24 protein-coding genes are annotated in these 25,800 nt (G+C 45.1%); 14 read left to right on the plus strand and 10 right to left on the minus strand.

Annotated features, from left to right (window positions below; all coding sequences use genetic code 11):
- The first annotated feature begins 150 nt into the window (after positions 1-150).
- The 4 genes from cbiD (at position 151) to QUA50_RS12585 (ending at position 5,291) form a co-directional block, all read left to right on the plus strand.
- The gene (cbiD, locus tag QUA50_RS12570; RefSeq protein ID WP_333261146.1) at positions 151-1,272 is read left to right on the plus strand and encodes a cobalt-precorrin-5B (C(1))-methyltransferase CbiD; all 1,122 of its coding nucleotides are present in this window, start codon (positions 151-153) and stop codon (positions 1,270-1,272) included.
- A 332-nt stretch (positions 1,273-1,604) separates the two neighbouring features.
- Positions 1,605-3,218 (plus strand): glutamine-hydrolyzing GMP synthase, encoded by a 1,614-nt coding sequence (gene guaA / locus QUA50_RS12575; RefSeq protein WP_445243162.1) that lies wholly within the window; start codon positions 1,605-1,607, stop codon positions 3,216-3,218.
- A gap of 805 nt (positions 3,219-4,023) precedes the next feature.
- A complete protein-coding gene (locus QUA50_RS12580; protein ID WP_333261047.1) occupies positions 4,024-4,239 on the plus strand; it encodes a hypothetical protein in 216 nt (71 codons plus the stop codon).
- Between the two features lie 155 nt (positions 4,240-4,394).
- The gene (locus tag QUA50_RS12585) at positions 4,395-5,291 is read left to right on the plus strand and encodes a pirin family protein (RefSeq protein WP_333261049.1); all 897 of its coding nucleotides are present in this window, start codon (positions 4,395-4,397) and stop codon (positions 5,289-5,291) included.
- A gap of 201 nt (positions 5,292-5,492) precedes the next feature.
- Here QUA50_RS12585 and QUA50_RS12590 read toward each other — a convergent pair whose 3' ends face one another.
- The gene (locus QUA50_RS12590) at positions 5,493-6,068 is read right to left on the minus strand and encodes a TIGR04376 family protein (RefSeq protein ID WP_333261052.1); all 576 of its coding nucleotides are present in this window, start codon (positions 6,066-6,068) and stop codon (positions 5,493-5,495) included.
- Positions 6,069-6,425: 357 nt separating this feature from the next.
- The gene (locus QUA50_RS12595) at positions 6,426-7,676 is read right to left on the minus strand and encodes a hypothetical protein (RefSeq protein WP_333261055.1); all 1,251 of its coding nucleotides are present in this window, start codon (positions 7,674-7,676) and stop codon (positions 6,426-6,428) included.
- 260 nt (positions 7,677-7,936) lie between these two features.
- Between QUA50_RS12595 and QUA50_RS12600 the strand changes: the two genes are divergently transcribed.
- Positions 7,937-8,119: a hypothetical protein gene (locus tag QUA50_RS12600; RefSeq protein ID WP_333261057.1), complete on the plus strand. Its 183-nt coding sequence runs from the start codon at positions 7,937-7,939 to the stop codon at positions 8,117-8,119.
- Between the two features lie 21 nt (positions 8,120-8,140).
- On the opposite strand, the gene QUA50_RS12605 is transcribed toward QUA50_RS12600, so the two are convergent.
- The 3 genes from QUA50_RS12605 to QUA50_RS12615 all read right to left on the minus strand — a co-directional run bounded on the left by QUA50_RS12605 (position 8,141) and on the right by QUA50_RS12615 (position 13,048).
- The gene (locus QUA50_RS12605; RefSeq protein WP_333261060.1) at positions 8,141-9,286 is read right to left on the minus strand and encodes a hypothetical protein; all 1,146 of its coding nucleotides are present in this window, start codon (positions 9,284-9,286) and stop codon (positions 8,141-8,143) included.
- Positions 9,287-9,796: 510 nt separating this feature from the next.
- Positions 9,797-11,719 carry an ABC-F family ATP-binding cassette domain-containing protein gene (locus tag QUA50_RS12610; RefSeq protein WP_333261062.1) on the minus strand — a complete coding sequence of 641 codons (1,923 nt, stop codon included), beginning with the start codon at positions 11,717-11,719 and terminating at the stop codon, positions 9,797-9,799.
- 117 nt (positions 11,720-11,836) lie between these two features.
- Positions 11,837-13,048 carry a transporter substrate-binding domain-containing protein gene (locus QUA50_RS12615; RefSeq protein ID WP_333261064.1) on the minus strand — a complete coding sequence of 404 codons (1,212 nt, stop codon included), beginning with the start codon at positions 13,046-13,048 and terminating at the stop codon, positions 11,837-11,839.
- 590 nt (positions 13,049-13,638) lie between these two features.
- On the opposite strand from QUA50_RS12615, the gene QUA50_RS12620 reads away from it, so the two are divergent.
- The 5 genes from QUA50_RS12620 to QUA50_RS12640 all read left to right on the plus strand — a co-directional run bounded on the left by QUA50_RS12620 (position 13,639) and on the right by QUA50_RS12640 (position 15,953).
- Positions 13,639-13,770: a hypothetical protein gene (locus QUA50_RS12620; protein WP_333261067.1), complete on the plus strand. Its 132-nt coding sequence runs from the start codon at positions 13,639-13,641 to the stop codon at positions 13,768-13,770.
- A 52-nt stretch (positions 13,771-13,822) separates the two neighbouring features.
- The gene (locus QUA50_RS12625) at positions 13,823-14,263 is read left to right on the plus strand and encodes a nucleotidyltransferase family protein (RefSeq protein ID WP_333261069.1); all 441 of its coding nucleotides are present in this window, start codon (positions 13,823-13,825) and stop codon (positions 14,261-14,263) included.
- Positions 14,197-14,580 carry a hypothetical protein gene (locus tag QUA50_RS12630; RefSeq protein WP_333261072.1) on the plus strand — a complete coding sequence of 128 codons (384 nt, stop codon included), beginning with the start codon at positions 14,197-14,199 and terminating at the stop codon, positions 14,578-14,580. The genes QUA50_RS12625 and QUA50_RS12630 overlap by 67 nt, the downstream gene beginning before the upstream one ends.
- Positions 14,558-14,917 (plus strand): DUF5615 family PIN-like protein, encoded by a 360-nt coding sequence (locus QUA50_RS12635; protein ID WP_333298417.1) that lies wholly within the window; start codon positions 14,558-14,560, stop codon positions 14,915-14,917. The genes QUA50_RS12630 and QUA50_RS12635 overlap by 23 nt, the downstream gene beginning before the upstream one ends.
- Positions 14,918-15,581: 664 nt before the next feature.
- A complete protein-coding gene (locus QUA50_RS12640; RefSeq protein WP_333261078.1) occupies positions 15,582-15,953 on the plus strand; it encodes a DUF4342 domain-containing protein in 372 nt (123 codons plus the stop codon).
- 213 nt (positions 15,954-16,166) lie between these two features.
- Here QUA50_RS12640 and QUA50_RS12645 read toward each other — a convergent pair whose 3' ends face one another.
- From QUA50_RS12645 to QUA50_RS12655, 3 genes are all read right to left on the minus strand, one after another.
- Positions 16,167-16,634, minus strand: a complete 468-nt coding sequence (locus QUA50_RS12645) for a serine hydrolase (protein WP_333261080.1) — start codon at positions 16,632-16,634, stop codon at positions 16,167-16,169.
- Between the two features lie 319 nt (positions 16,635-16,953).
- Positions 16,954-17,286 carry a hypothetical protein gene (locus QUA50_RS12650; RefSeq protein WP_333054618.1) on the minus strand — a complete coding sequence of 111 codons (333 nt, stop codon included), beginning with the start codon at positions 17,284-17,286 and terminating at the stop codon, positions 16,954-16,956.
- Between the two features lie 40 nt (positions 17,287-17,326).
- On the minus strand, positions 17,327-17,500 hold the full coding sequence (locus QUA50_RS12655; RefSeq protein WP_333261083.1) for a hypothetical protein: 174 nt from the start codon (positions 17,498-17,500) through the stop codon (positions 17,327-17,329).
- A 276-nt stretch (positions 17,501-17,776) separates the two neighbouring features.
- On the opposite strand from QUA50_RS12655, the gene QUA50_RS12660 reads away from it, so the two are divergent.
- Both QUA50_RS12660 and QUA50_RS12665 read left to right on the plus strand, forming a co-directional pair.
- On the plus strand, positions 17,777-19,642 hold the full coding sequence (locus QUA50_RS12660) for an AAA-like domain-containing protein (protein ID WP_333261086.1): 1,866 nt from the start codon (positions 17,777-17,779) through the stop codon (positions 19,640-19,642).
- A gap of 372 nt (positions 19,643-20,014) precedes the next feature.
- Positions 20,015-20,614, plus strand: coding sequence for a Uma2 family endonuclease (locus QUA50_RS12665; protein WP_333261087.1), 600 nt, complete (start codon positions 20,015-20,017; stop codon positions 20,612-20,614).
- 13 nt (positions 20,615-20,627) lie between these two features.
- Here QUA50_RS12665 and QUA50_RS12670 read toward each other — a convergent pair whose 3' ends face one another.
- The gene (locus tag QUA50_RS12670) at positions 20,628-21,386 is read right to left on the minus strand and encodes a 5-formyltetrahydrofolate cyclo-ligase (RefSeq protein ID WP_333261090.1); all 759 of its coding nucleotides are present in this window, start codon (positions 21,384-21,386) and stop codon (positions 20,628-20,630) included.
- A 117-nt stretch (positions 21,387-21,503) separates the two neighbouring features.
- Between QUA50_RS12670 and QUA50_RS12675 the strand changes: the two genes are divergently transcribed.
- Positions 21,504-24,191 (plus strand): AAA-like domain-containing protein, encoded by a 2,688-nt coding sequence (locus QUA50_RS12675; RefSeq protein ID WP_333261093.1) that lies wholly within the window; start codon positions 21,504-21,506, stop codon positions 24,189-24,191.
- 75 nt (positions 24,192-24,266) lie between these two features.
- Here the strand turns inward: QUA50_RS12675 and QUA50_RS12680 are convergent, their stop codons facing one another.
- Positions 24,267-24,731 carry a COP23 domain-containing protein gene (locus QUA50_RS12680; RefSeq protein ID WP_333261097.1) on the minus strand — a complete coding sequence of 155 codons (465 nt, stop codon included), beginning with the start codon at positions 24,729-24,731 and terminating at the stop codon, positions 24,267-24,269.
- A 345-nt stretch (positions 24,732-25,076) separates the two neighbouring features.
- On the opposite strand from QUA50_RS12680, the gene QUA50_RS12685 reads away from it, so the two are divergent.
- Positions 25,077-25,574: an HNH endonuclease gene (locus QUA50_RS12685; protein WP_006633674.1), complete on the plus strand. Its 498-nt coding sequence runs from the start codon at positions 25,077-25,079 to the stop codon at positions 25,572-25,574.
- Positions 25,575-25,800: the final 226 nt, after the last annotated feature.

A 25,800-nucleotide genomic window follows, 5' to 3' on the forward strand; every position in this document is an offset into this window, starting at 1 on the left:
GTCGGGCCCGTCATGAGTGGACGGGCCCGACGCCCATCCCACAAGAAAAAAGGGAAATTATTTAATTGACGATCCTTAAATGTTTGAGGGGTATCAGTGCTAAGGCGTGATGTCGATCGCCCGCAAATTTACGTATTTCTGCATTTGATCGTGACTAAAACTCAACCTTTATCGGGGTATACGTTGCCAGTATTTGCCTGTGCGGCCGCACTTGCAGCTTTGCGGTGCTTACGCGCAGGTATTCAGTCTCTAGATAGCGTATCAGTAAATTTACTGGAACCGCAAATAACTGCAGAAATTCCGATCGAACAGGCATCTGTACTCAAAACTGATACCGCTTTAGGAGTGACTCGCTCCGATCCGGGGGACAATCTCGATCTGACTCGCAATACGCCCGTTTGGGCAATGGTGGAATTGGGGAATTGGGAAGAGGGAGAGCAGATTGTGATTCTCGGCGGTGAAGGTATAGGGCGTCACACAGTCGGTGGAGGGGCGGCGATCTATGATTACGCAATGCGACTGTTGCGATCGAATCTGAGCCGAGAACTCGCAGGGGGAGAAAAAATTACTGTCACCCTGATTCTGCCGTCTGGGCGCCAACTAGCCACCCGCACTTCTAACGAAGCTTTCGGCGTGGTAGAAGGACTTTCGCTGCTGGGTACAACTGGCATTTCTCAGCCGCTGAGTGCCCCCGGACAGTTGGAAGTTTACCGCGAACAACTGCAACAAAAAGCCCAACTGTTTGACTGTTTGGTTTTCTGCATCGGCGAAAACGGCTTGGATTTGGCGCGACAACTGGGCATCAATCCTGATAGGCTCGTCAAAACCGCTAACTGGCTCGGCCCGCTGCTGGTAGAGGCCGGATATCAGGGCGTGGAGTCAATTTTGCTGTTTGGCTATCACGGGAAACTGATGAAATTGGCGGCGGGAATTTTTCACACTCACCACCACCTCGCTGACGGGCGCAGGGAAATTCTCACAGCTTACTGTGCTAAAGCTGCAATGCCTGCCGATGCGTGTTCCGCAATTTTTGCCGCAGCGACAGCCGAAGATGCTCTCGGCCAACTGCGGGCTTTGGACGCCCAAACTGGGAGCAATTGGGTCGATCGAATTTACGGCGAAATCGCCCGACAAATAGACTTGCGGTCATCGGATTGCATTTTTACTCACACTAACTTGCACATACCCGTAGGCTCGGTGATGTTCGGGCGCGATCGCAAAATTATTGTTAAAAGTGACATAGGAGATACATTTTTGACCCAAATTTGTTAATGTAGTGTGAATATCCCTGAATTCTGTTTAAAACATCGGTCAGGGATAATATTTAACAAGTAATAATTCTCTGTCCCTAAACCTTAATTATACTAGGTTGCTTCGGGAAGTTATTTCTGAAGCAATAATTCAATTAATTAGGGTAAGGATCGAAGTAAATCTATGGCTCTGTACCCGATTAATCGACTAACATCGCTGACGGCAATCTAGTATCAATAAGATTTATTCCTAGCGACCAATGGTTCCTAGCCTTCCTTAGAATTGTACTGAAGCAGCGACAAATATCTCCCCTACTTTCTGCCCAATTAGCACTTAGCAATTAAGGAATAACCGTGACTACTAAAATAGAAACTGAATCCGTTCTCACAAACTCTTTAATGCAGCAGATAGATCGCCAGATCGTCGTAATTCTAGACTTCGGTTCGCAATATTCCGAACTGATTGCTCGTCGAATTCGCGAAACTCAAGTATATTCAGAAGTTATTTCTTACCGGACAACTGCAGAACAGTTAAAAGCTATCAATCCTAAAGGAATTATTCTTTCAGGAGGCCCGAGTTCTGTATACGATGAAAAAGCACCCCACTGCGACCCAGAAATTTGGAATTTGGGAATACCGGTGTTGGGAGTGTGTTACGGGATGCAGTTGATGGTAAAGCAGCTAGGAGGCACGGTGGAGCGGGCTAAGTTAGCCGAATACGGCAAGGCATCGCTATTTATTGACGATCCTACGGATTTGCTGACAAATGTCGAAGAGGGCAGCACGATGTGGATGAGCCACGGAGACTCGTGTACTCAACTGCCACCTGGTTTTGAAATCCTCGCTCACACTGACAATACTCCGTGTGCTGCTGTTGCTCACCACGAGAAAAATTTGTACGGCGTTCAGTTCCATCCAGAAGTAGTTCACTCGATCGGGGGAATAGCTTTAATTCGCAATTTTGTTTACCACATTTGCGAGTGCGAACCGACTTGGACGACTGCTACTTTTGTGGAGGAATCGATTCGCGAAATTCGCGCGCAAGTGGGAGATAAACGAGTTTTGCTGGCTCTATCGGGCGGTGTAGATTCTTCTACTTTGGCTTTCTTGCTGCATAAGGCGATCGGCGACCAACTTACCTGTATGTTTATCGACCAAGGGTTTATGCGGAAGTATGAACCAGAACGGTTGGTAAAATTATTTAAAGAGCAATTCCACATTGATGTTGAGTATGTTAATGCTCGCGAACGCTTTTTAGCTCAACTTGAAGGGATAACCGATCCTGAAGTAAAACGCAAGCGGATAGGTCACGAATTTATCAACGTATTTGAAGAAGAATCGAAGCGTCTGGGCCCCTTTGACTACCTCGCACAAGGTACTCTTTATCCTGATGTGATTGAGTCGGCTGACACTAATGTAGACCCGAAAAGCGGCGAGCGAGTTGCTGTTAAAATTAAAAGCCACCACAACGTCGGCGGTTTGCCGAAAGATTTGCGATTTAAGCTGATTGAACCGCTGCGGAAACTGTTTAAGGATGAGGTGCGAAAAGTCGGCAGGTCGATCGGGCTACCGGAAGAAATCGTGAACCGACAGCCTTTCCCCGGCCCGGGATTGGCGATTCGGATTATCGGAGAAGTTACCTCCGAGAGACTAAATATTTTGCGGGATGCTGACTTCATTGTTCGCCAAGAAATTAACCGGCACGGATTGTACGGCGAACTTTGGCAAGCTTTTGCAGTTTTGCTGCCGATTCGCAGTGTAGGCGTGATGGGCGATCAGCGCACTTATGCTTACCCGATCGTCTTGCGATTTATTAAGAGTGAAGACGGGATGACGGCTGATTGGGCGCGGGTTCCTTACGATTTGTTGGAACTGATATCGAATCGGATTGTGAATGAGGTTAAGGGGGTGAACCGAGTGGTTTACGATATTACTTCTAAGCCGCCGGGAACGATCGAGTGGGAGTGATTTTTAGTTAGCGATTAAGTAGGCGGACTGATTTTTTCGTCTGTCTACTTATTTTGATTTTGGATAAAAGGGCGATTCCCCACATTCCGCCCTTTGACCGAGACAATTTTAGATTTTAGATTTTGGATTTTAGATTAAAATCTCAATCTAGAATCTAAAATAAAGGTTTCAAGCCTCTCCGTTCACGGAGAATCAAATAAAAAAATTAATTTTCAAGCCTCTTCTTTACAACGAGAGGTTAATCCAAAATCGTAAATCTAAAATCTAAAATCGAGTGACTGTCACATTCACATATTTTTGACCAAGCCATGAGGTTTGCGTCAATTTTGAGGGAATTCCCAGTCAACAGTCGCTACTCGTGGAGAATTGGTTGAAGAGGAGATAGTTTTGTATGTGAAGGTCTGAAACATCTGCACAGCAAGAGGTTCAGACTAATGAAAGACGAAAATTCTCACTGTGACACTTGAAGGGCGGAAGGTGGGTTCTAACCCTCTTGAGTCACTTTCGGTAGAGATGATTATCCTACTCCGATTCTAATTAAAGTAGGGTGCGTCGCCGCCAGAATTCTGATTATTTACGACTATCAATCAGCGACGCACCATACCGCTATACTCTCGCCCGAAGTGACAAAAGAGAGCTAATTGTTCCACTGCTGCATTGGTTGCAATGTTGTGACTTCGATCACTGGTAACACGGACTTGGTTCACCCAATATTTTCAGTATTATCACGGAAAAAAACCAGCACCATCACTTGCTCTTAGGAGAAACCGCGAGATGATTAAGGTGTCGAGTTCAAAACAATCCCATGTCTCCAGTTAATCTTCTCCCCGGCGCTATCAACGAATTAATTGCCACTGTCACCGATACTCACCGCGTTACCAAAGCTGACCGCTACGGCATGATGGCCGCCATCCTCGATGAGTCTATCAGTGAAGAAGAACGCGGCTCGCTCGATCGTCTGATTCGCTCCCTGGTCAAAGGTAGGATTCAAATCAGTGATGAACTATCCATCGTCTCGTAAGCAGAAAGCTCGTTGAGAACTCGACACTCTACAACAGCTTTCGATTGGGAAAGTTTAGACCAGTCACTGATATTGCGATCGGCCTATACAAGGATAGCTTTTTGTATAATGCACTTTTGACATAGACGATTAGCGTTGGCAACTTCATAAAAATTATGACGGATACCATCCAGCATCTCATTGAGCCACACATTCAAGATTTGGGTGGATTCCAAGCCCGCCGCTTGCTTCCCTCAGACGTTTTAGCATTGGTAGGCCCCTTCATCTTTTTTGACCATCTGGGCCCTGCGGTGTTTCCACCCGGCCGGGGCGTGGATGTCAGACCGCATCCGCACATCAACTTAGCAACCGTCACCTACCTGTTTGAAGGTGTTTTGCTGCATCGTGATAGTGTGGGCAGCGTTCAAGAAATTCGTCCCGGTGCGGTGAACTGGATGACGGCAGGGCGAGGCATTGTCCACTCTGAACGCACGCCCCAGGACGATCGCAGCAAAGAAGCCATCCTGCATGGCATCCAAACCTGGATAGCACTTCCCGATGAATACGAAGAAACCGACCCCTGGTTTCGGCATCATCCGGCTTCTGAGTTGCCTGTTTGGGAGGATGCAGGAGTTTCGTTCACTCTAATTGCCGGTGAGGCCTACGATCGCACTTCCCCAGTTCAAATATTTTCACCCATGATTTATCTGGACGTGCAACTGACTGCTGGAAGAGAATTTACCTTACCGGGTCATTACAGCGAACAGGCTGTTTACAGCGTAACAGACGGGCTTGCGATCGATGGAGTGCCTCTGGAACAACATCGGTTGGCAGTTCTCACTTCCGGCACTGAAGTAAAGATTTCTGCTTCAGGCAAGGCTCGTTGTATTGTGATTGGCGGTGAACCTGTTGGTGAGCGGCATAAATGGTGGAATTTTGTATCGAGTCGGCACTCGCGCATTGAGCAAGCTAAACTCGATTGGAGAGAGGGACGGTTTGCTCAGGTTCCTCAAGAGACAGAGTTTATTCCGCTGCCAGAAGAGCCACCTTCTCAAGCCGAGCAACCGTTGTGAATAACCACAGCGATTTAACTTGAAAAACTGTTTTTTGATTCATAATTTGTCTTTTTTACTCTAATCTTCACGGATATTATTTCAAAATCGGCGTTGCTTAATCAGGGTATGAAAAAAATCAGTGGGAAATCGGGAAGCTTTGTGGGCACTGGTTTATATGACTTGCATATGGAGCCTTTCATACCGTAAATCAGCAATGCCCTATCGGCCTATATTCCGCTTCATTCGATCGAGTTCTTCGTCTGCTTCCCAGCGTTGAAACTTTTCTTCTAAAGGGTCTGCAGCCGTAAAACTGCTATAATTTGAACTCTGATTCCAACCCTTTGTATCCCAATTCTGCTCTGTTTTAGTGGTAGTTCGAGTTGCAGCTTCTGCCGCTTTTGCTCGAACTTCTTTTCGGCGTATTTGAATTTGGCGGTACAGTTCTTTTGCTTTTTCAATCCGTTCTTTGCAGCCTTGCATTTGACCCCAGCGCTGATTTCCCTGACGCAGCAAAGCGGCTTGCCGCTCTTGGGCGGCTTGAGCTAAATCGAGCCTTTGAGCAGCTTTAGCTTTGTTGATGCGATCGTTCCAGCGCTGAATTTCTTGGGCTGCCGAGAGAATTTCTGCTTGCAGTTTTTTCTCTTGTTTTTGGATATCGAGAATCAGCCGCAGAGTGTCTTCTTCTTGTTCCTTCAGTTGTTCTTCTATTGCTTGCAATTCCAGATGGGGATTGCTACGCAAAAATTCTTCTAATCGGGTTTCTAGAAAGTGGCTGAAATCATCAAATAAGCCCATTTTTTATAATTCCTCAGTCAATCGATTTTAGATTTTAGATTTTAGATTTTAGATTTTAGCATTGACTTGCGCGAGATAAATACGTTCGGCAAGTTTATCGGATACAGGTTTTTTATTTCTCCACACATGAATCCGGGGGCTTGTATCCTGGATGCTTTCGGTCATTAGTCATTGGTCATTAGTTATTAGTCATTGGTTCTTAGTCACTGGCGATCGATCATCGGTCATTAGTTGTCGGTTATTATAACTAACTGTTTTCAACGGTGAGGTACAGCCTCGTAATTGCCAATCACCAATTACCGATGACCTAACTCATAACTAATGACTGATGACTAATGACTCATAACTGATGACTGATTAGAACTTTTGGCCGACAAAAACCGATCGCACATCTCCTCCCTTGCGGATAACGGCTTCTTGATTTTTGATTTCTGCCAGCGTCCAACCGCTAGCGCCGATGCTTTCGCCGACATAAATTCTGCGAGCTACGCCGTCTACTTCAAACAAAGCAGCCGATCGATCGCCCAACTCCAAAATTCCTACCAGCGTGTGGGCGGAAGTCGGGGCGCTGCTGACGGCCGGTGCCGATTGCTCGGGCGCGGGCGCAGATTGCTGGGCTGCTGCGGGCGCTGGTGCCGGTTCGGTTTCGCGAGCCAAAATCTTTGGCTGGGGAGACTCCGAGGGCGAAGGGGAAGCGGCGAGGGGAGAGCGAGTACCCGCAGCGGCGATCGCACGACCGGAGGCTGGAGCAGCAGGCGAGGGGGAAACTGCCGCGGTTTGAGGAGCAGCCGGAGCAGCCGGAGCAGCCGGAGCAGCCGGAGCAGCAGCCACTTGAGCAGGCGGAGCCACAGTCACCTGAGCGGGGGGAGGGATCACTACGATTTGGGGTGCTGGTGCTCCCGGCTGTGCGCCGGCTTGTTCTAGGGCATCAGCGATGCGGTTGACTGCTGTCGAAAGACCTGCGGTTGCCGGCGGCGCGCCGGAAATTTGAATGCTCGGCAGCGTCCCTGGGGTGGGGGCTGGGGGAACTCCTGCAAGTTGCGGGTTAGCTTGGGGTGCTTTTTTTTGTTCGATCGCTTCTAAGGAGCGCTGCACGTATTCCACAAACGGGGTGTCTGGTGCTGTTTTGCCACTTGCTGCGGGTGTCTCTGGTGCGGGGGCGACGGGCAAGCGCACGAGTCCCGACCTGCTTGCGAGCCATAACCCCATGACTAGCAGCAGCGACCCAAATGCTGCTCCCAGCAGCATTCTGTCGAATGATTGTTTGGACTGCTGTTTTTTGGTTGTTTCTAGGGCGACTTGGCGGGCGATCGCTTCTACGTCTTTTTCGCCCCGCTGCGGCTGGGGGGGTGCCAACTGCGACAAAACTATTTGAGGTACCGATATCGACTTGAGGGCCACGAATTCTGGCTGCACGGGTTCGGATGGCAGTCCGCCGCTGCCGTCGAATGCTCCATCGACTCCTTCAAACAGTTCGTCCATCAACCGATCGGCGTAGGACTCTACTGCCACTGCTTCGGCTGGCACTGTTTCCACCGTGGCCTTCACGGCGATCGGCTCTGACGCTGATTCCAAAGACATCTGTTCGGCGATTACTTTTTGAGGCATAGTTTTCTCTGATTCGCGCTGCTCGACAACCCTGAGACTGTTAACTTTTGACTTCTACAGGATAATCTTAAAATTTACCAATTCCCCTTAATAGGTGAATTGTACCTCACCGCTCACCAAATGTTTAGTCTTTGACAAACTTCTTTGTTATTCTGCCATCACGGCGCTTTTGGTCTTTGTACCTGAGTGTCTTACTGGTTTTTTATGGGAAATTTAGACTAACTTACACCACAAAAAAAGTTTTTTGTCAAGACCTTCTGGTGCCATGTGTCAGCGAGTGGAAAGGACATATTGCACCCAACTTTGACGCACCTGCTCGATTTAATCAACTTGGCGTCAACTTGGATTGCCCGATCGCGATGAATGTTGCCATCCAACGTGCGAGCGACATTATGGTTAATATTGACGATCGTACATCATTGGATTTTGGACAAGAATTTTAATCCCAACTCCCCATTTCAGTTTCATGAACCCAAAAATACGGTCATGAGTATTCCTTGAAAGAGCATAAAAGCTAAGGGGAACATCCAGCGAAACTTTCGCATCATCCCAGAGGTGAAATCAGGATTTTTGTGATTGTTGAGCAAGAAATGTACGGCGACATTAGCCATGAGCGACAAAAAGAAAAAGATATAACAGGTAAATATGTAGGTGTCTAGGAGAGTCAAGTAAGATAATCTAGGCAAAGCATTAGCAACAGTGAAGTTAAAAGTGATTGCCGTGAGGGTACTGGTGATCCCTACACTCATTTGAGTGGCAAAATCTGCGTTAGGCTCGAACCAAAAAGTCGCCCAAGAAAGCAGCGTAATTAGCAGCAGGGGAATAAAGACTTTAAAGATGTAGAATTGGTAATTTCGCTTGAGTTTAAGTTCAAAAGTGTACCGCGAATAGCTCTTATTTTCTAGTTCAAATTTGTTGGTATTGACTGTACTGTTGAAATCGATAATTTGCCATTCGGATAAAGAAAGAAAAGAATCTGTACTGTATCCAGTCAACTTGGAATCTGTTTTAAAAACTATGCGTTGCTCATCAGAAGACAAAGATTCCAAAACAACCTTAGCTGTTTGCGAATCAAAGGGAAACTTTCTCAAATCTAAGTCAGAGGATACAGTGGCGTTAATAAGTTCTAAATAATTGACCGTACCGTCCGGCTGTGCGGTTAATTCCACCGCGCTTTTTTTTGCTGCTGATTGAGAATTGACAATCGTTAAAGCTGGTTCCCATATTTTTTCGGGACTGTAACGCATTTCCCGATCGCCAACTGCTTTCGGGTCAAATGCTAGACGCCGGTCTTGCCAAGTTGCGGACAAATAACCGCTGATATCAAAAGTCTCATCTGATTGATTAATGCGACCGAGGTTGGTGAGATAGAAACCGACAGCAACTTCTGTTGGCTTGTCAGGGTTGGGAGGAGTTTTGAGGGCAGCTTTGGGAGTTTCTAGGGGCGGTGCTGTCGGGGCTGTGGCTGCGGTGGTTGGCCTTGATGCGGGTGCGGGGGAATTGGTGGGAGTATTTTGAGCTGCGACTGGGGAATAGGTAAAAAGGGCAATAGTTAATGCTAAGCTCACCAGAGCTGAGATTGTGTGAGCTTTCAATCGATTGTTGTTCATCTGATCGTATTTCTCGGACTAAAATGATTTTTTTTACAGTCGCTGAGCAGAATCGGTAGAGAAACCGAATTGTTAGCTATAGCGATTGAACTGCAATCAAGCAATTACCGGAATTAAGAGTATTTCTACATCCAAGATGGTCTAAGTTAGATGTACTATGCTCAAAAATACTGACGAAAATTCCTGATGCTGGATTGCGTTGTTGATTGTTGGCGGTAATTTTTGTAACACTACTGCATTGATTATTTATACTAGGAGTTACGCAGAAATACCAAAGAAACCTGGTTTTTTACTCCTAGTTAAAAGCTCAAATGCAGTTTTTTTGTCACAAGACCCGGTTTTTGGGTAACTTTTATATATCACCCACACAATTTTTTGTCAACTGCCCTGGGATGCTGTGTATCTTCTTTTCAAATCGATATACTTCCCAAGCTCTTTATCGTTTGTGATTAAATTTGTGGAGCCATCGAAAACATCTCTTAAAATATTTCCAATTTCAGCAACCCCAAATTAGCCCACCCGTTCGGCTAGCTCCAACCAGCGCTCAGTCGCCCGATCGATCTCCTGCGTCAACTGAGCCAAACGATCCGATAACTTCTTCATCTCTGCAAACCCGCTGGGAGCATTGTGAGACAAAATCTTCTCAATATCTTCTTTTTCAGCTTCCATCTGCGGAATTTGACTTTCTAATTGTTCGTATTCCCGCTTGTCATTGAATGAAACTTTGGTAGATTTTTGAGTTGAGTTGGTGGATTTTGAATTGTTAGATTCAGCGGGAGGTGTAAGTTTTTCTTTTTGTTTTTGCCCTTGGATATCCTTGGCTTCTTCGGCTTTCTTGTAGTCTAAATACACGGAATAATTGCCGGGATACAAGCGCAAATTGCCCCCAGGCTCCAAGGCGAAAACCATGTCGATCGTGCGATCGAGAAAATAGCGATCGTGGGACACCACAATCACGCAGCCGTTAAAATCTTCGAGATAATCCTCCAAAACCGCCAAAGTCTGCACGTCCAGGTCGTTTGTCGGTTCGTCCAAAATCAGCACGTTCGGCGCACTCATCAGCACTTTTAACAGAAATAATCGGCGCTTTTCCCCGCCCGAAAGTTTGTTAATCGGTGCATACTGTTGGTTGGGTGGAAACAGAAACTTTTCCAACATTTGAGAAGCGGTAATGATTTCCCCATCCGCCGTTTGCACCAACTCGGCCACACTTTTCAAGTATTCAATAACTCGCTGGTCTTCGTTGGGCGTCAAATCCTCAGAATGCTGGTCGAAATAACCGATATGAATGGTTGTCCCAATTTCGACAGTACCCGAATCCGGCTGAATGCGTCCGGTGATGATATCCATCAGCGTCGATTTTCCCGCACCGTTGCAGCCAATAATTCCTATCCGGTCTTCGGGTGTGAAATTGTAGGTAAAATCTTTAATTAAAGTGCGATCGCCGTAAGCTTTACAGATATTCAGTAACTCAATTACCTTCTTACCAATCCGGCGGCCTGCTGTCGCAATTTCGACTTTGCCGTTGGCTGTTTTGAACTCTTGGGCTCGCATATCTTTAATGCGATCGATCCGAGCTTTTTGCTTGGTACTCCGCGCTTTCGGCCCGCGTTTGAGCCATTCCAATTCGCGCCGCAATACACCCGCGTGTTTGCGAACACTGCTGGCGGCCGATTCTTCAGCTAAGGCTTTTTTCTCCAAATAATAAGCGTAATTGCCAGCATAATTGTAAAGGTCGCCGCGATCGATCTCCAGGATGCGATTGGTAACGCGATCGAGAAAATAGCGATCGTGCGTAATCAGCAGCAAAGCACCGCGATAGCCGTTCAAATAGTTCTGCAACCACTCCACAGACAGCGCATCCAAGTGGTTTGTCGGTTCATCCATCAGCAACACATCGGGTTCCGACAATAAAGCCGTTGCTAAGGCAATTCGCTTGCGGTAGCCGCCGGACAAATCGGCAATTTTCGCATCAAAATCCTCAATCCCCAACTTGGTCAAAATCAATTTCGCCTTGGTTTCCAAATCCCACGCATCCACCTCATCAATCCGTTCAGACACCGCAGACAGACGCGCCATCAACTTGTCTGTATCGCCTTTGCCGTGGGACAATTGATCGGAAATTTCCTCGTATTCGCGCACTAAAGCCATTTGTTCGCCGCTGTCGGCAAATACTTGCTCTAAGACAGTGTGATTTTCGTCTAAATCCGGCTGTTGGGGGAGATAGACAATTGTAGACCCTGGATTGACCCAGCGATCGCCAGAGTCGATCGACTCCAAGCCTGCAATCATTTTCAGCAGGGTTGATTTCCCGGAACCGTTTGTGCCGATGAGTCCGACTTTATCGCCTTCATCCAGGCTGAAACTGGCATCTGTCAAGAGTTCCTTGATGCCGAAGTCTTTTTTGATCGATCGCAGAGTAAAAATAGTCATGAGTATACAAAGTCATTTACCTGACTTAGTTTAACGCAAGTTCGATCGAGTCCGGTTGCACTTGTATGTAGCAATTCTATTTCATTAGTCTTTACTCACAGTCTAACGCACTTAGAGTTAAAGCTTTTTGTATTGCAGCCAAATCGCAATTATGATTATAAATCCTAATACACACAATACCGCAAATAAAATCCACAAAAAAAGTTTTAGATGTTCCCTTTGTCCGCGCCTTGTACGATTTAGTAGTATAATAAACGTACTCAATAGTGTAATAAATACACCCAATATTTCAGTAAATATACTCGACAAAAACTCCTGCAACCATCGTAGTATATCTGGAGTAGTTTGAGTAGGTGGAGTAATTGAAGTAGGTGGAGCAGGTGGAGTAGGATTTTCAATCTGCTTTAATTTTTGTTTAGCTTGAGATATTGTATCTCGCTTCAATGTCCGATTTATCGAGTCAATTAGTTCATCGGAGAATGTCGATCTTTCCTTAGCCTCGACTGCCATAACATATTCTTCTATTGAGTCTGTTAAGTAACCGTCTTTTTTGAAAAGAGTGAATCCTTTTCGTCTGTATGGGCTTTTAGAGAGAGTTTCCCGATCGAGGATAGTCTGCAAAATAAGCGCGTCGCTAGCAAATGCCTCTATTTTTTCAGCATCAAGAGCATCTAAAGCTTCATCCCTCGTGTCATATTTATCAATATTATCCACAATACCTCGCAACAAAAGTGATGTTGTGGTTTCTTCAACAACACCAACTTTAATACTTCTCAGCTTCCGAGACTGTAAATCTAAATCAGAAGCCAATTTCTGTGGTAATAGAAGCTTCACCCCTGTTTCATAGAAAGGGTCTGAAAAATCAATGCCTTTAGCAGTTTCCAGATTGTTAGATGATTTTGAATTTGGACCACATTCAATATTAATTTTTTCTTGAAAATTATCTGTCTTCAAACCATGATATCTTGGGTATTTGTGGCCGAGACCGTCATTCTTAATCTCATAATATTCAACTTCAATTTGTTTACCATTATTAGCTAACTCCTGCTTTAGCTCCTCGCCAAAAGTACCACAGAAACCACCCGCTTGATTTATACTTACAGTATTGCCGATTTCGTAAGCAGAAGTCCTGACTCCTATTTTTAGGGGATTAGGTAACTGAGTTGGCGAAGTTTGCGAAACAGCAGGAACATAACTCAAAACACAAGCAAGACACGCTAAAGCCAAAATTATCCCAAGTCGAAAATGTTTTCCAACCGCAAGTACAGAACTCCTAACAAAAGAAACTCCACCTCTAAAGTGGATTAAGAGCTGCATTATTATGGTCATAAAATTGTGTACTCCAAAAAAGTAAGTGTTTCTGAGATGACGATCTACTTGATTAGGTAGCGTCTCAGTCGTTGCAAGGCAATTTAGGTAGTAAAAAAAACACACGGATTAAAAGCTGTTGATACAGCACCTGCTGCCGGAGTGATATCTGACTACTTTTTCGTGCGTTCTCAGTAGTTATTGAACTACTATTACAATTATATCAACCGAGTTCTTACATTATTCCGTACAAAACTCTAAATTAGATTCTGACGCTCGCACGGAGCCGTTTAACTTCTAATTCACAACACAGTCGCCGCCGGAGCAACTCACAATGAACCGCAAAAACACAGTTTTATTAGTAACATGAGTTTCAAGAATCAGAGGCCCACATTGCGAAATTATTTAGAGTGCATCAAGCGCCAAACCATGCTTAAAAATACACTAACACAAGGTGCTAAAAAGCGGCTAGGCGGTAAACAAATCATATCCGGGTTGTTTCCCCTCGATAATTATGAGATTTAAATCGCGACTAAACAAACAAAGTTAGTCTTCCAAGACCAATAGATAAAAGGAGTATTCAAACCGGATTTGCAATTGCAAGAAGTTTTATGACAACTTTTGACCACCCAGCGGCCGCAGCATTGCTCACCATCGCGCTCTGCGATCGAGCCACGCGATCGTACTGTACAAAAGCACGATCGCTCAATTCGCTCTATAAGCTCTTGGTGTCAAACCTGTAAATTACCGAAACTATTTGCTGAAATGGCTCTAGAGAAAGATTGAGGAGGCTGAATGAAAAGCCCGATCGCCCTGCCAATTGAACAAATCACCAAATTCTGCCAACAGTGGCAAATCATCGAACTCTCCCTCTTTGGTTCTGTCCTTCACGACAACTTTCATGCAGACAGCGACATCGATATCCTAATTGCCTTTGCCCCCATAGCCAAAAGGGGTTTACTCGATCACGCCCAAATGCAGGAAGAACTCGAAGCACTGCTAAGTAGACGAGTCGATCTAATCAGTAAACGGGCGATCGAGCGCAGTTCCAACCCGATTCGCCGTCCTGAAATTCTCTCTACCGCTCAAACTATCGGTAGTCAAATAGTCGCGGTCGCGCTCCCCTTGTACTATAATTCAAATACCAACCTTTGTTGGAGTATTTTTTTATGTCCTTGCAAGAGCTTAAAGAAAAAGCCAGCCAACTATCAGTCAGCGATCGCCTTGCCCTGCTAGGTGCGATCGTTCAATCCCTGCAAAGTACACCAGAAATCGAGAATTGGCAATATTTAATTGCACGTCCTCATCCTTGGCGCAAACAACTTTACATTAAGGGACGTAAATTACTGGCATCGACTATTTGGCGAGACATGACTGCCAATCAGATGTCACCCGAACAAGCCGCCGAAAACTGGGATTTACCACTTTCTGCTATCTATGAGGTGATTGATTACTGTGAGAATAATCAAGAACTTTTAAAATTAGAAGCAGACGAGGAACGCTATCGATTGGAAGTAAAAGGAGTCCAAGTTGAGTCTACGAATGCTGCTTGACGAAGACTCTCAAGCAAAGTATTTAGTCAATCTTCTTCAGGCAGCCGGTCACGATGTAGCCACAGTCAATACATTGGATTTAATGAATCATCCAGATTCAGTCGTGCTAGACGCTGCCAGAGAAAATGATAGAGTGGTGCTTACACGTAATTGTGATGACTTTCAGCAATTGCATCAAGCGAACCCAGAACATTCAGGAATTTTGGCAGTATATCAAAATTCTGAAGCTTCTAAGAATATGAGTTATCAGGCGATAGTGAAGGCAATTGATAATTTAGAGACAGCCGAATATAAACTCAATAATCAGTTTGTGGTTCTGAATCAATGGAATTATTAACGATAAATTTATGTAAAGATGCAAAATAGAAGTCTCATTGTTACCTGCTATTATACAATCTTATGGAGATATAGTTGCTGCTAGACAGGCGATCGATCGCAGTTCCAACTGGATTCGCCGCCTTGGAAATTCTCTCTACGGCTCAAACTATCGTTAGTCAAATAACCGCGATCGCGCTTCCTTAATCGATCGCTCTTTTTATTTCAACAACTGCTTCTCCCGTTTTACCTGTTGCGCGATCGGGTATTGATAAGAAGTCGTGCCGATCGACTGCTTAAACAGATCAGCGAAAAGTCCGTTAAGGTTATCTGTTTTCAGCCGAGATTAGGCAAGCAAAATCGTTAGCTTTGTGGGTAAGTGCAAGCGATCGCCGATCGGTGTCCAACTTAAAGATTCAACAGACAGCAGCCACCTTGACATGACTAGCAGTACGCACCTTACTTGTATCTAGAGACGGGTTGTTTAAACAATATCTTCTCTACCTTTAGGAAGAGATAAACCCGCCCTGATCTAACGCCACAAAAATAATGTTGTGAGTAAAAAGGCGGGGGTGGAAAGTACGAATGCAGATTGTAGGGTTTCCTTGCCTGTCATTCCCAAGTGCGATCGCCGAAGATAAGGGTATAGAAATTAAACGGCTGGTTTTCACCCGCCCTTACACAAAATGAACTCACAACTAGAACAACAAGTAACAATTCTACAAGACGAAACAGCAGCGGCCGGAAATTCAGCCAACCCAACAGTTGAAACTCATGTATTCACCTCAGAATTTGCAACAGAGGAAAAAGTCAGAGTGGAAGAATTTAAGATTAGCGCCGACAGTTTAATAGCTAAAGTCAAAGAACTAATTCAGCAAGGAAAACTCCGCCGCCTCGTCATCAAAAACTCGCAAGGGCGGACTTTGGCAGACATTCCGCTGATGGCTGGATTGGTGGGCGGCGTTGCCGGATCGGTAGTCTTTCCAATTGCTGCTGTACTTGCTACAGTGGGGGCAGTTGCGGCTCATTTGACTGTGGCTGTCGAGCGCAAAGAATAGTCATTAGTAATTAAAAATCTTCTCTTCAAGTCCGCGAAGGCGGACTTTGTTTGTTTAGTAGCGATTTCAATCGCCGAATTGTCCGATCGACCGGAGATATTGCATTATTCTCAAGAACAGGCAAGATGCCTGTTCCACAAAGAGTAGATTTTCTTGTGGAACAGGCATCTTGCCTGTTCAAAAGGCTTATTGACAATGATGAAACATCTCCGATCAACGCAAATTATCCGGTACTCTCGCCGCAGGTTGGTCTAAATAATTGTAGACAATCCGCGAAATTCGACGGACAAAATCTCTCACAATCGGGTCATTGTAAGGACGTTTGACAAAGATTGCGGCTAAATAACGCTTGCCGTTGGGCATATCAATAATTCCCGCATCGCCAACTACAAAGCCGATATCTCCGGTTTTGTCCGCAATAACTGCACCGGGAACCAAACCGGAGGGCAACAGCGTTCTAGTTGTTGTGTGCCGCAGTAATTCTAAAGCTTGTTCCCGACTCGATTCAGAAACTAATTTATCGCGAGACAGGATCGCCAGCAGCTTTACTATATCCACAGAAGTTGTTGTATTTGTTCCTTGAAAATCGCCTAGCAAATTGCTAATTGTGGTATCAGTTAATCCCCAAGTGCGAAAACGCTCGTTGAATTTAGCAATTCCCCCCAAACGTTCAGTAATCATGTTGGTGGCTGTGCACTTTTAGAGTAATGTTTAAAGAGAAAGAGTTTAACGGCTGCAACGACAAAGCGGTTGAAAAAACGTTCTCAACCGCTTTCGAGACGAAGCACCTAGCATCATCCAGTCAACTCTTGCCCGCCGCCGTATTTTTTTTATTTGCTTTGAGAGTATTCCATTTCTGGGACTTCCATCAAATCGGGTTCTATTGCCCCTTTTTCTTCGAGTCTCGCGGAGGCTGACGAAAGTTTGTACTGTGGCGAATTCTAGTGGCAGAATTATTGTTTTGCAGGCGCAAATTTTATTCACCTGAGATGAATTCAAGTTAGGCGACTTCCCGATTTCTAGCATCTTCGAGCGAGTCGATCGCGGCTTTGAGAAACACTTTTCCTTTAGCAACAAATCGGCGATCGCTCAAAGGATCGTAAGCTTCCCAATTACCGCTAACTTCGCGATCGCACCACAAAAACCAGCAGCGGTAGATTTCCCCGCTATCTATATCATCGCACAAAGCCAGCCAATCATCTCCCGTGAGAGCGCTGGCATCTAATGCTACCAATTCCACCCATGCAAGTGCAGTGCAGGCATCGATCGCCTCAGCATCAACCGAGTCAGATTTGGTAGCTATAGGTTGCGGCGAACAGAGTGTAGACTTCATAATTTCTCCTTAATTAAATTAAATCAATCAATGAATTTGTCTATTTATGGAACTGACCCGGTACGCCAAGTGGAAAAATTGTGTTTTGATAAATTTCTGGTTGGTCAAATTTACCAGCGGCTGATGCTTCTGTTAAATTATTAAGTGTATTAATTGTGAAAATGGCGGCGGTTCCCAAAGCGGCCATTGCCAGTCTGTGTAAGATTTTGCTCATTTGGCTGCTCCTTTTTTGCTTGGTGTATCTACTCTAAAAAGTTAAGTGGTGAGTAGTGGCGGAGATTGGGGAGTTAAGAAAAACTTTTTATCCTCAAATATATTCAACTGTTGAAGCCGTTATCAGGACAGAGTTTGAGGAGTCGATCGCCCCAAAAACCTCTCCAAGTAAAATTCCTTAAATTCCGGCTGACTGATGATCTTCCTTAAAATCCCCCAAAATAGGAACTTAAGGCGTTAAAATTTCTAGATTCGTTCCCCTTTCACTGCAAGCGAAGTGCTCAAGTCAAAACGCGATCGCGGTCGCATTCTCACTGCCTCTGGCTTAAAGAAACTTAACGAGGCGCTCCAAGAATGGTCTGACCGATATAACATTAGAGGTACTCTGACTGAAATCGAGGCCGAGTCTGGCGTTGGTGCCGATACAGTCAGCAAAATTAAGCAGGGTAGAGAAGGTGCGGATTTGAGTAAAATTCGGCAGTTGTTTGCGGCTTTTGAAATGACTCTGGCTGCTAGCGACCACCGATCGGCTAAACTTGAGGAACCGGAAAATTTAGACGAGCTGGACAATTTCCCGGCGGGAGAAACAGCCACCAGCAGCAGAATTGTTAAAGTATTTGTGAGTTATCGCAGCGCCGAACCCGATCGCGAGTTAGGAAAACAGTTAGAAACGGCCTTAAGCGCGATCGGTCATACAGTTTTCACAGCAGAAAATAACATTAGATTAGGAGATAATTGGTTCGACCGCATTAATTTCTTCCTCCAAGAATGCGATTATTTGTTGTTGCTGCTGCCACCAACGGGAAACCAAAGCGAACTACTAACATATCAAGTTCAGCAAGCAAAAGAACTCCAAGACTCGCGCCATGACAAAAAACCAATAATTCTGCCCATCCGCGTCGGTTTTCCGCTGAACGCGCCTCTAAATCACGACTTGCGGGGTTATCTGTACCGCATCAAACAGAGGGACTGGAAAACCACAGCCGACACTCCAATTATTATCGAAGAAGTTCTGAACTTGCTAGCAGAACAACCCGCCCCCGTCACAGAAGAAACGGAAGATTTAACACAAAACCAGGTATTAGAAATTAGCAGCGACGAAATACCTCTACCCGCCGCCGAACCAGAATTACCGGGAGGACAAGTCGATGTCGCTTCTCAATTTTATGTAGAACGCCCGCCCATCGAAGAACGCTGCTATCAAACTATTGTGCAGCCCAGCGCGTTAATTAGAATCAAAGCACCGAGACAAATGGGCAAAACTTCCTTGATGGCCAGAATTTTGCATCACGGAGCCCGTCAAGGCTATTGCACAGTGCCGCTAACTTTTCAGTTGGTAGATAAAGCCGTATTCGCCAACTTAGATAAATTTTTAAAGTGGTTTTGCGCTTACGTGGGGCGCGAGTTGCACTTACCAAATCAATTAGACGATTATTGGGACGAGATTTTTGGCAGCAAAGTTAACTGCAAAGATTACTTTGAAAAATACATTTTACCGCAAATCGACAGTCCTTTAATTTTAGGATTAGACGAGATCGATCGCGTTTTCCAATATCCCGACATTGCCGAAGACTTTTTAGGATTGCTGCGGGCGTGGCACGAAGAATCGAAGCGGCGCGACATCTGGAAAAAACTGCGATTAATTGTAGTTCACTCCACGGAAGTTTACATCCCGATGAACATCAATCAATCGCCTTTCAACGTCGGACTGCCCGTAGATTTGCCCGAATTCAACTCTCAGCAAATACAAGATTTAGCAGCCCGCCATAATTTGAATTGGTCGGATGCAGAAGTTGAGGAATTGATGGCAATTGTCGGCGGACATCCGTATTTAGTGCGAGTTGCATTATATCACATTTCGCGCTCGGATTTGACACTAGATGAATTAAAAGAAAGTGCGATCGCAGATGCGGGAATTTACAGCGACCATTTGCGCCGCCAATTGTGGAATTTGGAAGAATATCCAGAGTTGGCGCAGGGGATGAGAGAGATTGCAGCGGCGGATTCTCCGGTGCCGTTAAAGGCGATGCAGGCGTTTAAATTAGACAGCTTGGGGTTGGTGAAATTGCAGGGGAACGAGTGCGTGCCGAGGTGCGAGTTGTACCGACAATATTTTCGATCGCACTTGAGCGCGATCGGGTAAAATATAAAGCGGTTTGCGATCGTATAATTCCCGATATTGTAGGGGCGGGTTCACCGATAATAACAGCCTAAAACTGACAATCTCATAAACCCGCCCCCACCAAACGAAAAATCACAATCTACATATTTTTAGATTAAAACATCCCATGAACGATATTTTTTTGATAACATCCGATAATTGGCTAGATTGGATAGCCGTATTTGGTTATCTAGCTTTTACAGCTTTCATTGCATGGCGCGTATTCACCACAAAGTAGATATATTATGAAATTACCTTCCTCTTCTTCTTCTTTCTTACTTCGCGTCCTTCGCGCCTTCGCGGTTCGTTAAATAAACAGTAAAATAAGACAATAATCAACTCCCCCCTACAGTTATGCCGCCCGTCGAAACTGTTGCAGCAATTCCGAACGATCTGATTTTGCGCTTGAGCATCGAGCAGTATCATGCGATAATTCAAGCTGGCATTCTCACCGATGATGACTCTGTAGAATTGCTGGAAGGTTGGCTGGTTTTCAAAATGCCCAAAAATCCACCGCATCGAGTCACAACTCGTCTTGTCAGAACAGCTTTAGAGAATATTTTACCCCCTGGTTGGTATGTCGATTCTCAAGAACCGATAACGCTATCTAACAGCGAACCAGAACCTGATATAGTGGTTGTTCGAGGGGATACAAGACAGTATCTCGATCGCCATCCTGGTGCTGAAGATATTGCCCTGATTATTGAAGTATCAGATACGACGCTTCAGCGCGATCGCACTGTCAAAAAACAGATTTATGCCCGCGCTGGAATTGCGATTTATTGGATTGTGAATCTTGTTGAAGGACTGGTTGAGGTGTACTCTCAACCTATTGCTGAAGTTGAGCAGCCAGATTACAGTCAAAGGTTGGAGTTCGGGCGATCGGCTGTTGTACCGATTATTATTGAAGGGATAGAAATTGGGGCGATCGCTGTAGATTCTCTTTTGCCTTGATTTTGATTGAAAGCTATTTGTTATTGGTTAATTGCTCTTGCAACTTCCGCAAAATTGGAATTTGTTCCAACTGTTCCGATCGCAAACTATCCCACTTTAACCCAATTGGACGCGGATAACTTGTATTAGTTTCAATTACCTCCTGGGCAGTAACAATCCAATTCAGCGCCCAATCGTGAGCTTGCATTGGTAAACGCGAATCTTCGACTATTTGCAAAGGATGCACTGTTGTCACAATCGGCGTATCGATTTCTACTAACCCGAATTCCTGCAACATAGCCAATTCCAAATCTGCAAAACCTGCACCTTTCCCGGTTCTTCCACCGTTGGGGCTGGCGGCTACGCAGCCGACTATTACTAAATCTATCGGCTCCATTTCTGCAAAACTTACCAATTTTCCGCAATCTAGAGCTTTGCGGGCGATCGCACTTTCGGCAATTGATATATTTTGCCGCAGCAAATCTTCAGCATTTAACTCAACAAAACAGCGATCGTCTGTCAATCGCGGTACTGCCATATACAGGCGTTTTCCTTCCTGCAAAGCTCGCATCCGCACCGGAATTTGGGGCGAATCTGGATTGCACTTAATCGTTTTTGCTTGTTGCCATATTTGTAAAGTTGCCAATTTTTCCGCCGCCAACTGGGCCCCGACAAAGTTGGGAATATGACCAAACGGATCGCCAACAGATGCGGCTTGCTGCTTCAGCAAAGACCAAATTTCTGTTCTTAACTTGTCTTTGTCTTGATGATATCCAATCCAATCAGTTTTCATGCTGTATTGTGCTACAATTTATCATACAGAATTATGCTTTAATACCGCCTCACTTCTTCAGTCCGCCAATGCGGATTTTGTGTGTGTAGTAGCGGTTTCAACCGCCGAATAAATTATATGAATTTTACCACAAATCCCAGTTACTATCAAGTCGGTGGGAGTTTGACAAATAACGCTCCGAATTATGTGAAGCGACAAGCCGACGACGACCTTTATAACGGATTAAAAGCCGGGGAATTCTGCTATGTTTTGAATTCCCGGCAAATGGGCAAATCTAGTTTGCAGGTGCGGACAATTCAGCGGCTGAGAAATGAAGGAATTGCTTGTGCTGCGATCGACATTTCGGAAATTGGCAACCGCGGCGTCACTCCCGAACAGTGGTATGCTGGTCTGCTACGCATTCTCGAAAATAACTTTAACCTGTCGGATATTGTCAACGTGCGGACTTGGTGGCGCAATCGCAATTTTTTAACCCCGGTTCAAAGATTGAGCGAATTCATTGAAACCGTACTGTTACCCAACATTTCCAGCAATATTGTCATTTTTATTGACGAAATCGACAGCATTCTCGCCCTAGATTTTCCCGCAGACGATTTTTTAGCCTTAATTCGATCGTGCTACAACAAGCGCGCCAACAATTCAGAGTTCGATCGCCTAACTTGGGCCCTTTTAGGTGTAGCATCGCCGACGGATTTGTGCCGCGAGCAAAATGCCAGCGGCAACACGCCTTTTAATATTGGCAAGGCGATCGAATTAACTGGTTTTGACGAAACAGAAGCTCAACCGCTAGCAGCGGGGTTGGCAGAGCTTACAGACAGCTCTCACGAAGTTTTGAGAGAAGTATTGTATTGGACAGGTGGGCAGCCTTTTTTGACTCAAAAGCTGTGCAAACTTCTCTTTGAAAATGCCGAATTAATCCAAAATCCCCAAGAGTGGGTGGAGAAAGTAGTGCGCTTAAAAATCGTGGAGAATTGGGAATCTCAGGATGTCCCAGAACATTTGTCCACAATTCGCGATCGGCTTTTCAAAGAAAACCAGCGGATTGTGAGGAGACTCGGGTTGTATCAGCAAATTTTAGAACAAGCTGAAATTGTCCCCGATGGCAGTGCCGAACAAATGGAATTGCGATTAAGCGGATTAATAGTTAAGCGGGGAGAAAAATTAACAATTTCTAATCCTATTTATCAAGCTGTATTTAACCAAGAGTTAATTCAAGAAAAATTAGAAAAACTTTCGCCTTACTCGGAAGCCATCAAAGTCTGGCTAAATTCTAGCTGTGAAGATGATTCCCAACTGTTGCGAGGGGATGATTTGCAGTCAGCATTAGTTTGGGCGGCAGGAAAAAGTTTGAGAAACGAAGATTTTCAGTTTTTGACTGCCAGCCAGAAAGTGATTTTGAGCGACCAAAATCAACTGCTGCATTTAGCTACACTCGAAACCAAAAAAGCTGTAGGTGATGCCGAAAAAGCTTGGATTGAAGCTGACTCTGCCAAACACAAAGCCAAACAGTGGATCGGCATCGGTTCTGCGGTACTGGCAGCATCGTTACTGGCGGCGATCGGCTTTTCAACTCTCGCTTACCAGCGGTTTAAACTAGCACAAGCAAGTATTGAAATCGAACAAAATGGCAGCGATGCTTTACTGTTGGCGGTATCTCAAAAAACCGAAAACACCGAAGCTTTATCAGAAGCTTTACTGAGGGCGATCGCCTCTGGAAAAAAATTAAAAACCTTGGTTAAAAACAAACCTAAGCTAGAACAATACCCGGCAACCAGACCGCTGTTAGCCTTACAAATAATTCTCGATAAAATTAGCGAAACACAGCAGATTCAAGCCTCATTAAGTCCGCCAAGAAAGATAACGTTGCAAGCTCATAAAAGTGCCGTTACCAGCGTCAATTTTAGCCCAAACAGGGAGATTTTAGCAACCGCAGGAATAGACGATAAAGTTCGGATATGGAACTTTTCCGGGCAAAAAATTGCTGAATGGAAAGCTTTGCAAGAGTCAGTTAATATGGTAAATTTTAGCCCGAATGGTAAATTTTTAGCGACCGCCGGAAGGAACAGCACAGTTAAAATCTGGAATTTATCAGGTAAAAATATTGCTACTTTTAAAGGAATTAAAGGCTCTGTTACCAGCATCAGTTTTAGCCCCGAAGGAAAGTTATTAGCGGCGGCAGGGATAGACAGCTATGCTGCAATTTGGCAATTGTCAAAACAGCCACAATTAGTATCGCCTAGCCAGAAACTCCCAGGTCACAACGGCTTAGTGAGAAGCGTAAATTTTAGCCCAAAGGGCGATTTCCTAACGACTTTAGATGGCAAATCTACAGTGCGACTTTGGAATTTGTCGGGCAAGCTGAAAAAAACACTGCCTGTTCAGGCAATTGGGCTCAGTTTCACTCCTGCTCAACACCAGTATCGCTTTGCTACAGTAACATTGAATGGCAAAGTGGGGCTGTGGAATCTGTCAGAAAAAGAATTAGTTAAGGAATTTCAAACCTTGCATTTTGATGCGAAATCAATTAGTTTTAGTCCCGACGGAGAACGGCTGGCTACAGTGGGAATTGACAAGACTGTACGGCTGTGGAATTTAGCGGGGCGGCAGGTTGCTCAATTTGAGTTCGAGGAGAATGTTGTTAGTGTCAGTTGGAGTCGAGACGGAAAGCAAATTGCAGTAGCTGGAAGCAACGGCACTGTCTGGCTGAGGCAAGTTGAAGGGTTAGAAGAATTGCTGAAGCAAAGCTGCAATTTTTTCACCACTCAACCGAAGTATTTTACCAGAGTTTCAACTCTCTGCAAGTAGGGTGCATACATCACTTTAGCTACGGGTAGGACACAGCATTGCCATGTCTTACCAGTAGCTAAGGAGTTATGACTATCAATTTACTTTAACAGGCGAAACACTTACATTAGGATTTGTAACTCTTTTTAAGAGTTCTTGTCGGGCTTGTTCGGGATTTTGACCTTTGGGTACTTGATATAATAATCTACAGGAACCGTCTTGAGGATTAGCTGCACAAATAATTAGTTGACCGTTGCTTGATGCACCTGCGGTGACAATATTCTCCCAGCTTCCTTGCGGTTGCGAGTTGTTGAGAATTCCTGAGACTCTGGTACACCGAGTAATCGCATCTTCTCCTGATTCATTGAAATAGTTATCAGCTAGCCACAAAATAACGGGAATATTTTTGCCTTGTTGGACAGCAATTGTAGCGGGGCGGCCGCCAGCAGCGCCGCAGAAGAATGAAGGCGCTTGGGCAAAGGCTGGACTGTTTGCTAAAATCGGAGCAGCAAGGGCAATAATTGACGCGCTAAAAACTGACTTTAAGAGCCGAAATTTCATGAGCAGTAATAAGCTTTTTCATTTAAGGTTACTAATAGTCTAAAAAGTTAAACTGTTTGTTGCCGGGAAGATTAGGCATTTAGAGAAAAAAATAAAATTTATTCGGCAAATTTTTGCGATCGCACACACTGGCCTCATCTAAGCCAAAACTCCGGGAAAAAAGCTCGCTGACAAACACCAAAGGCAGAAAATAGATGCAGCCCTAGGGGGCGCAGGCGCAAAGGTATAGCGTAAAGGAGTGGTTTTTCAGCGTTTTTTGCGATCGCCTCGCTCTTCCCGATCCCGCCCCACCTAAATGGGAACCTGTGTTACCATCGGGAAAAATATTCTCTTTAATAATCAACAATGGGCAATGTTCTGGTGCTGAACGCCTCCTACGAACCCCTTAACATCACCAATTGGCGAAGGGCGGTAGTTTTGTTGCTGAAAGGTAAAGCAGAACAGGTAGAACACAACGGGAAATTTATTGCGCCAAACTTCCCGCTACCAACTGTGATCCGGCTGCGGCATTACGTCCGAGTTCCCTATAAGGATATTCCGCTAACCCGCCGGAACATCTTGCACCGGGACGCACACTCTTGTCAATACTGTAGTTATACGGGGGACGATTTAACCCTCGATCATGTCATTCCCCGATCGCGCGGGGGAGGGGACAGTTGGGAAAACCTCGTCACCGCTTGCGTGCGCTGCAATGTCAATAAAGGCAGCCGCACGCCGAAAGAAGCGGGAATGTCGCTGCGCTATCCGCCTAGGAAACCTCACAGCGGTCTTTATTTTGAAGTGACTAAACACGTTAAGAGCGGTATGCACAAAGAATGGCAAAAATATGTAATAGGCCTTTAAAACCCCTGTCAGCGCAAGCGCGGGGGTTTTTTGCGGGAGTTATTAGTTCTGAGATTGCTTCGTTCCTGGCAACACGCACTCTCTGCATGAATTAAAAAAGTAAACAGAGAATTTACCATCTTAAATCAGGTTTCTCCTAAAAAGTATGGGCTTTGACAAACAGGCATCTACAAAGAAACCGGGTTTAAGATCGAATGTCGTGCAAATTCTGAAATAGTTAAATTGT

It is taken from the genome of Microcoleus sp. M2_D5 (assembly GCF_036701935.1).
In the GTDB taxonomy this organism is placed as follows: Bacteria; Cyanobacteriota; Cyanobacteriia; order Cyanobacteriales; family Microcoleaceae; genus Microcoleus.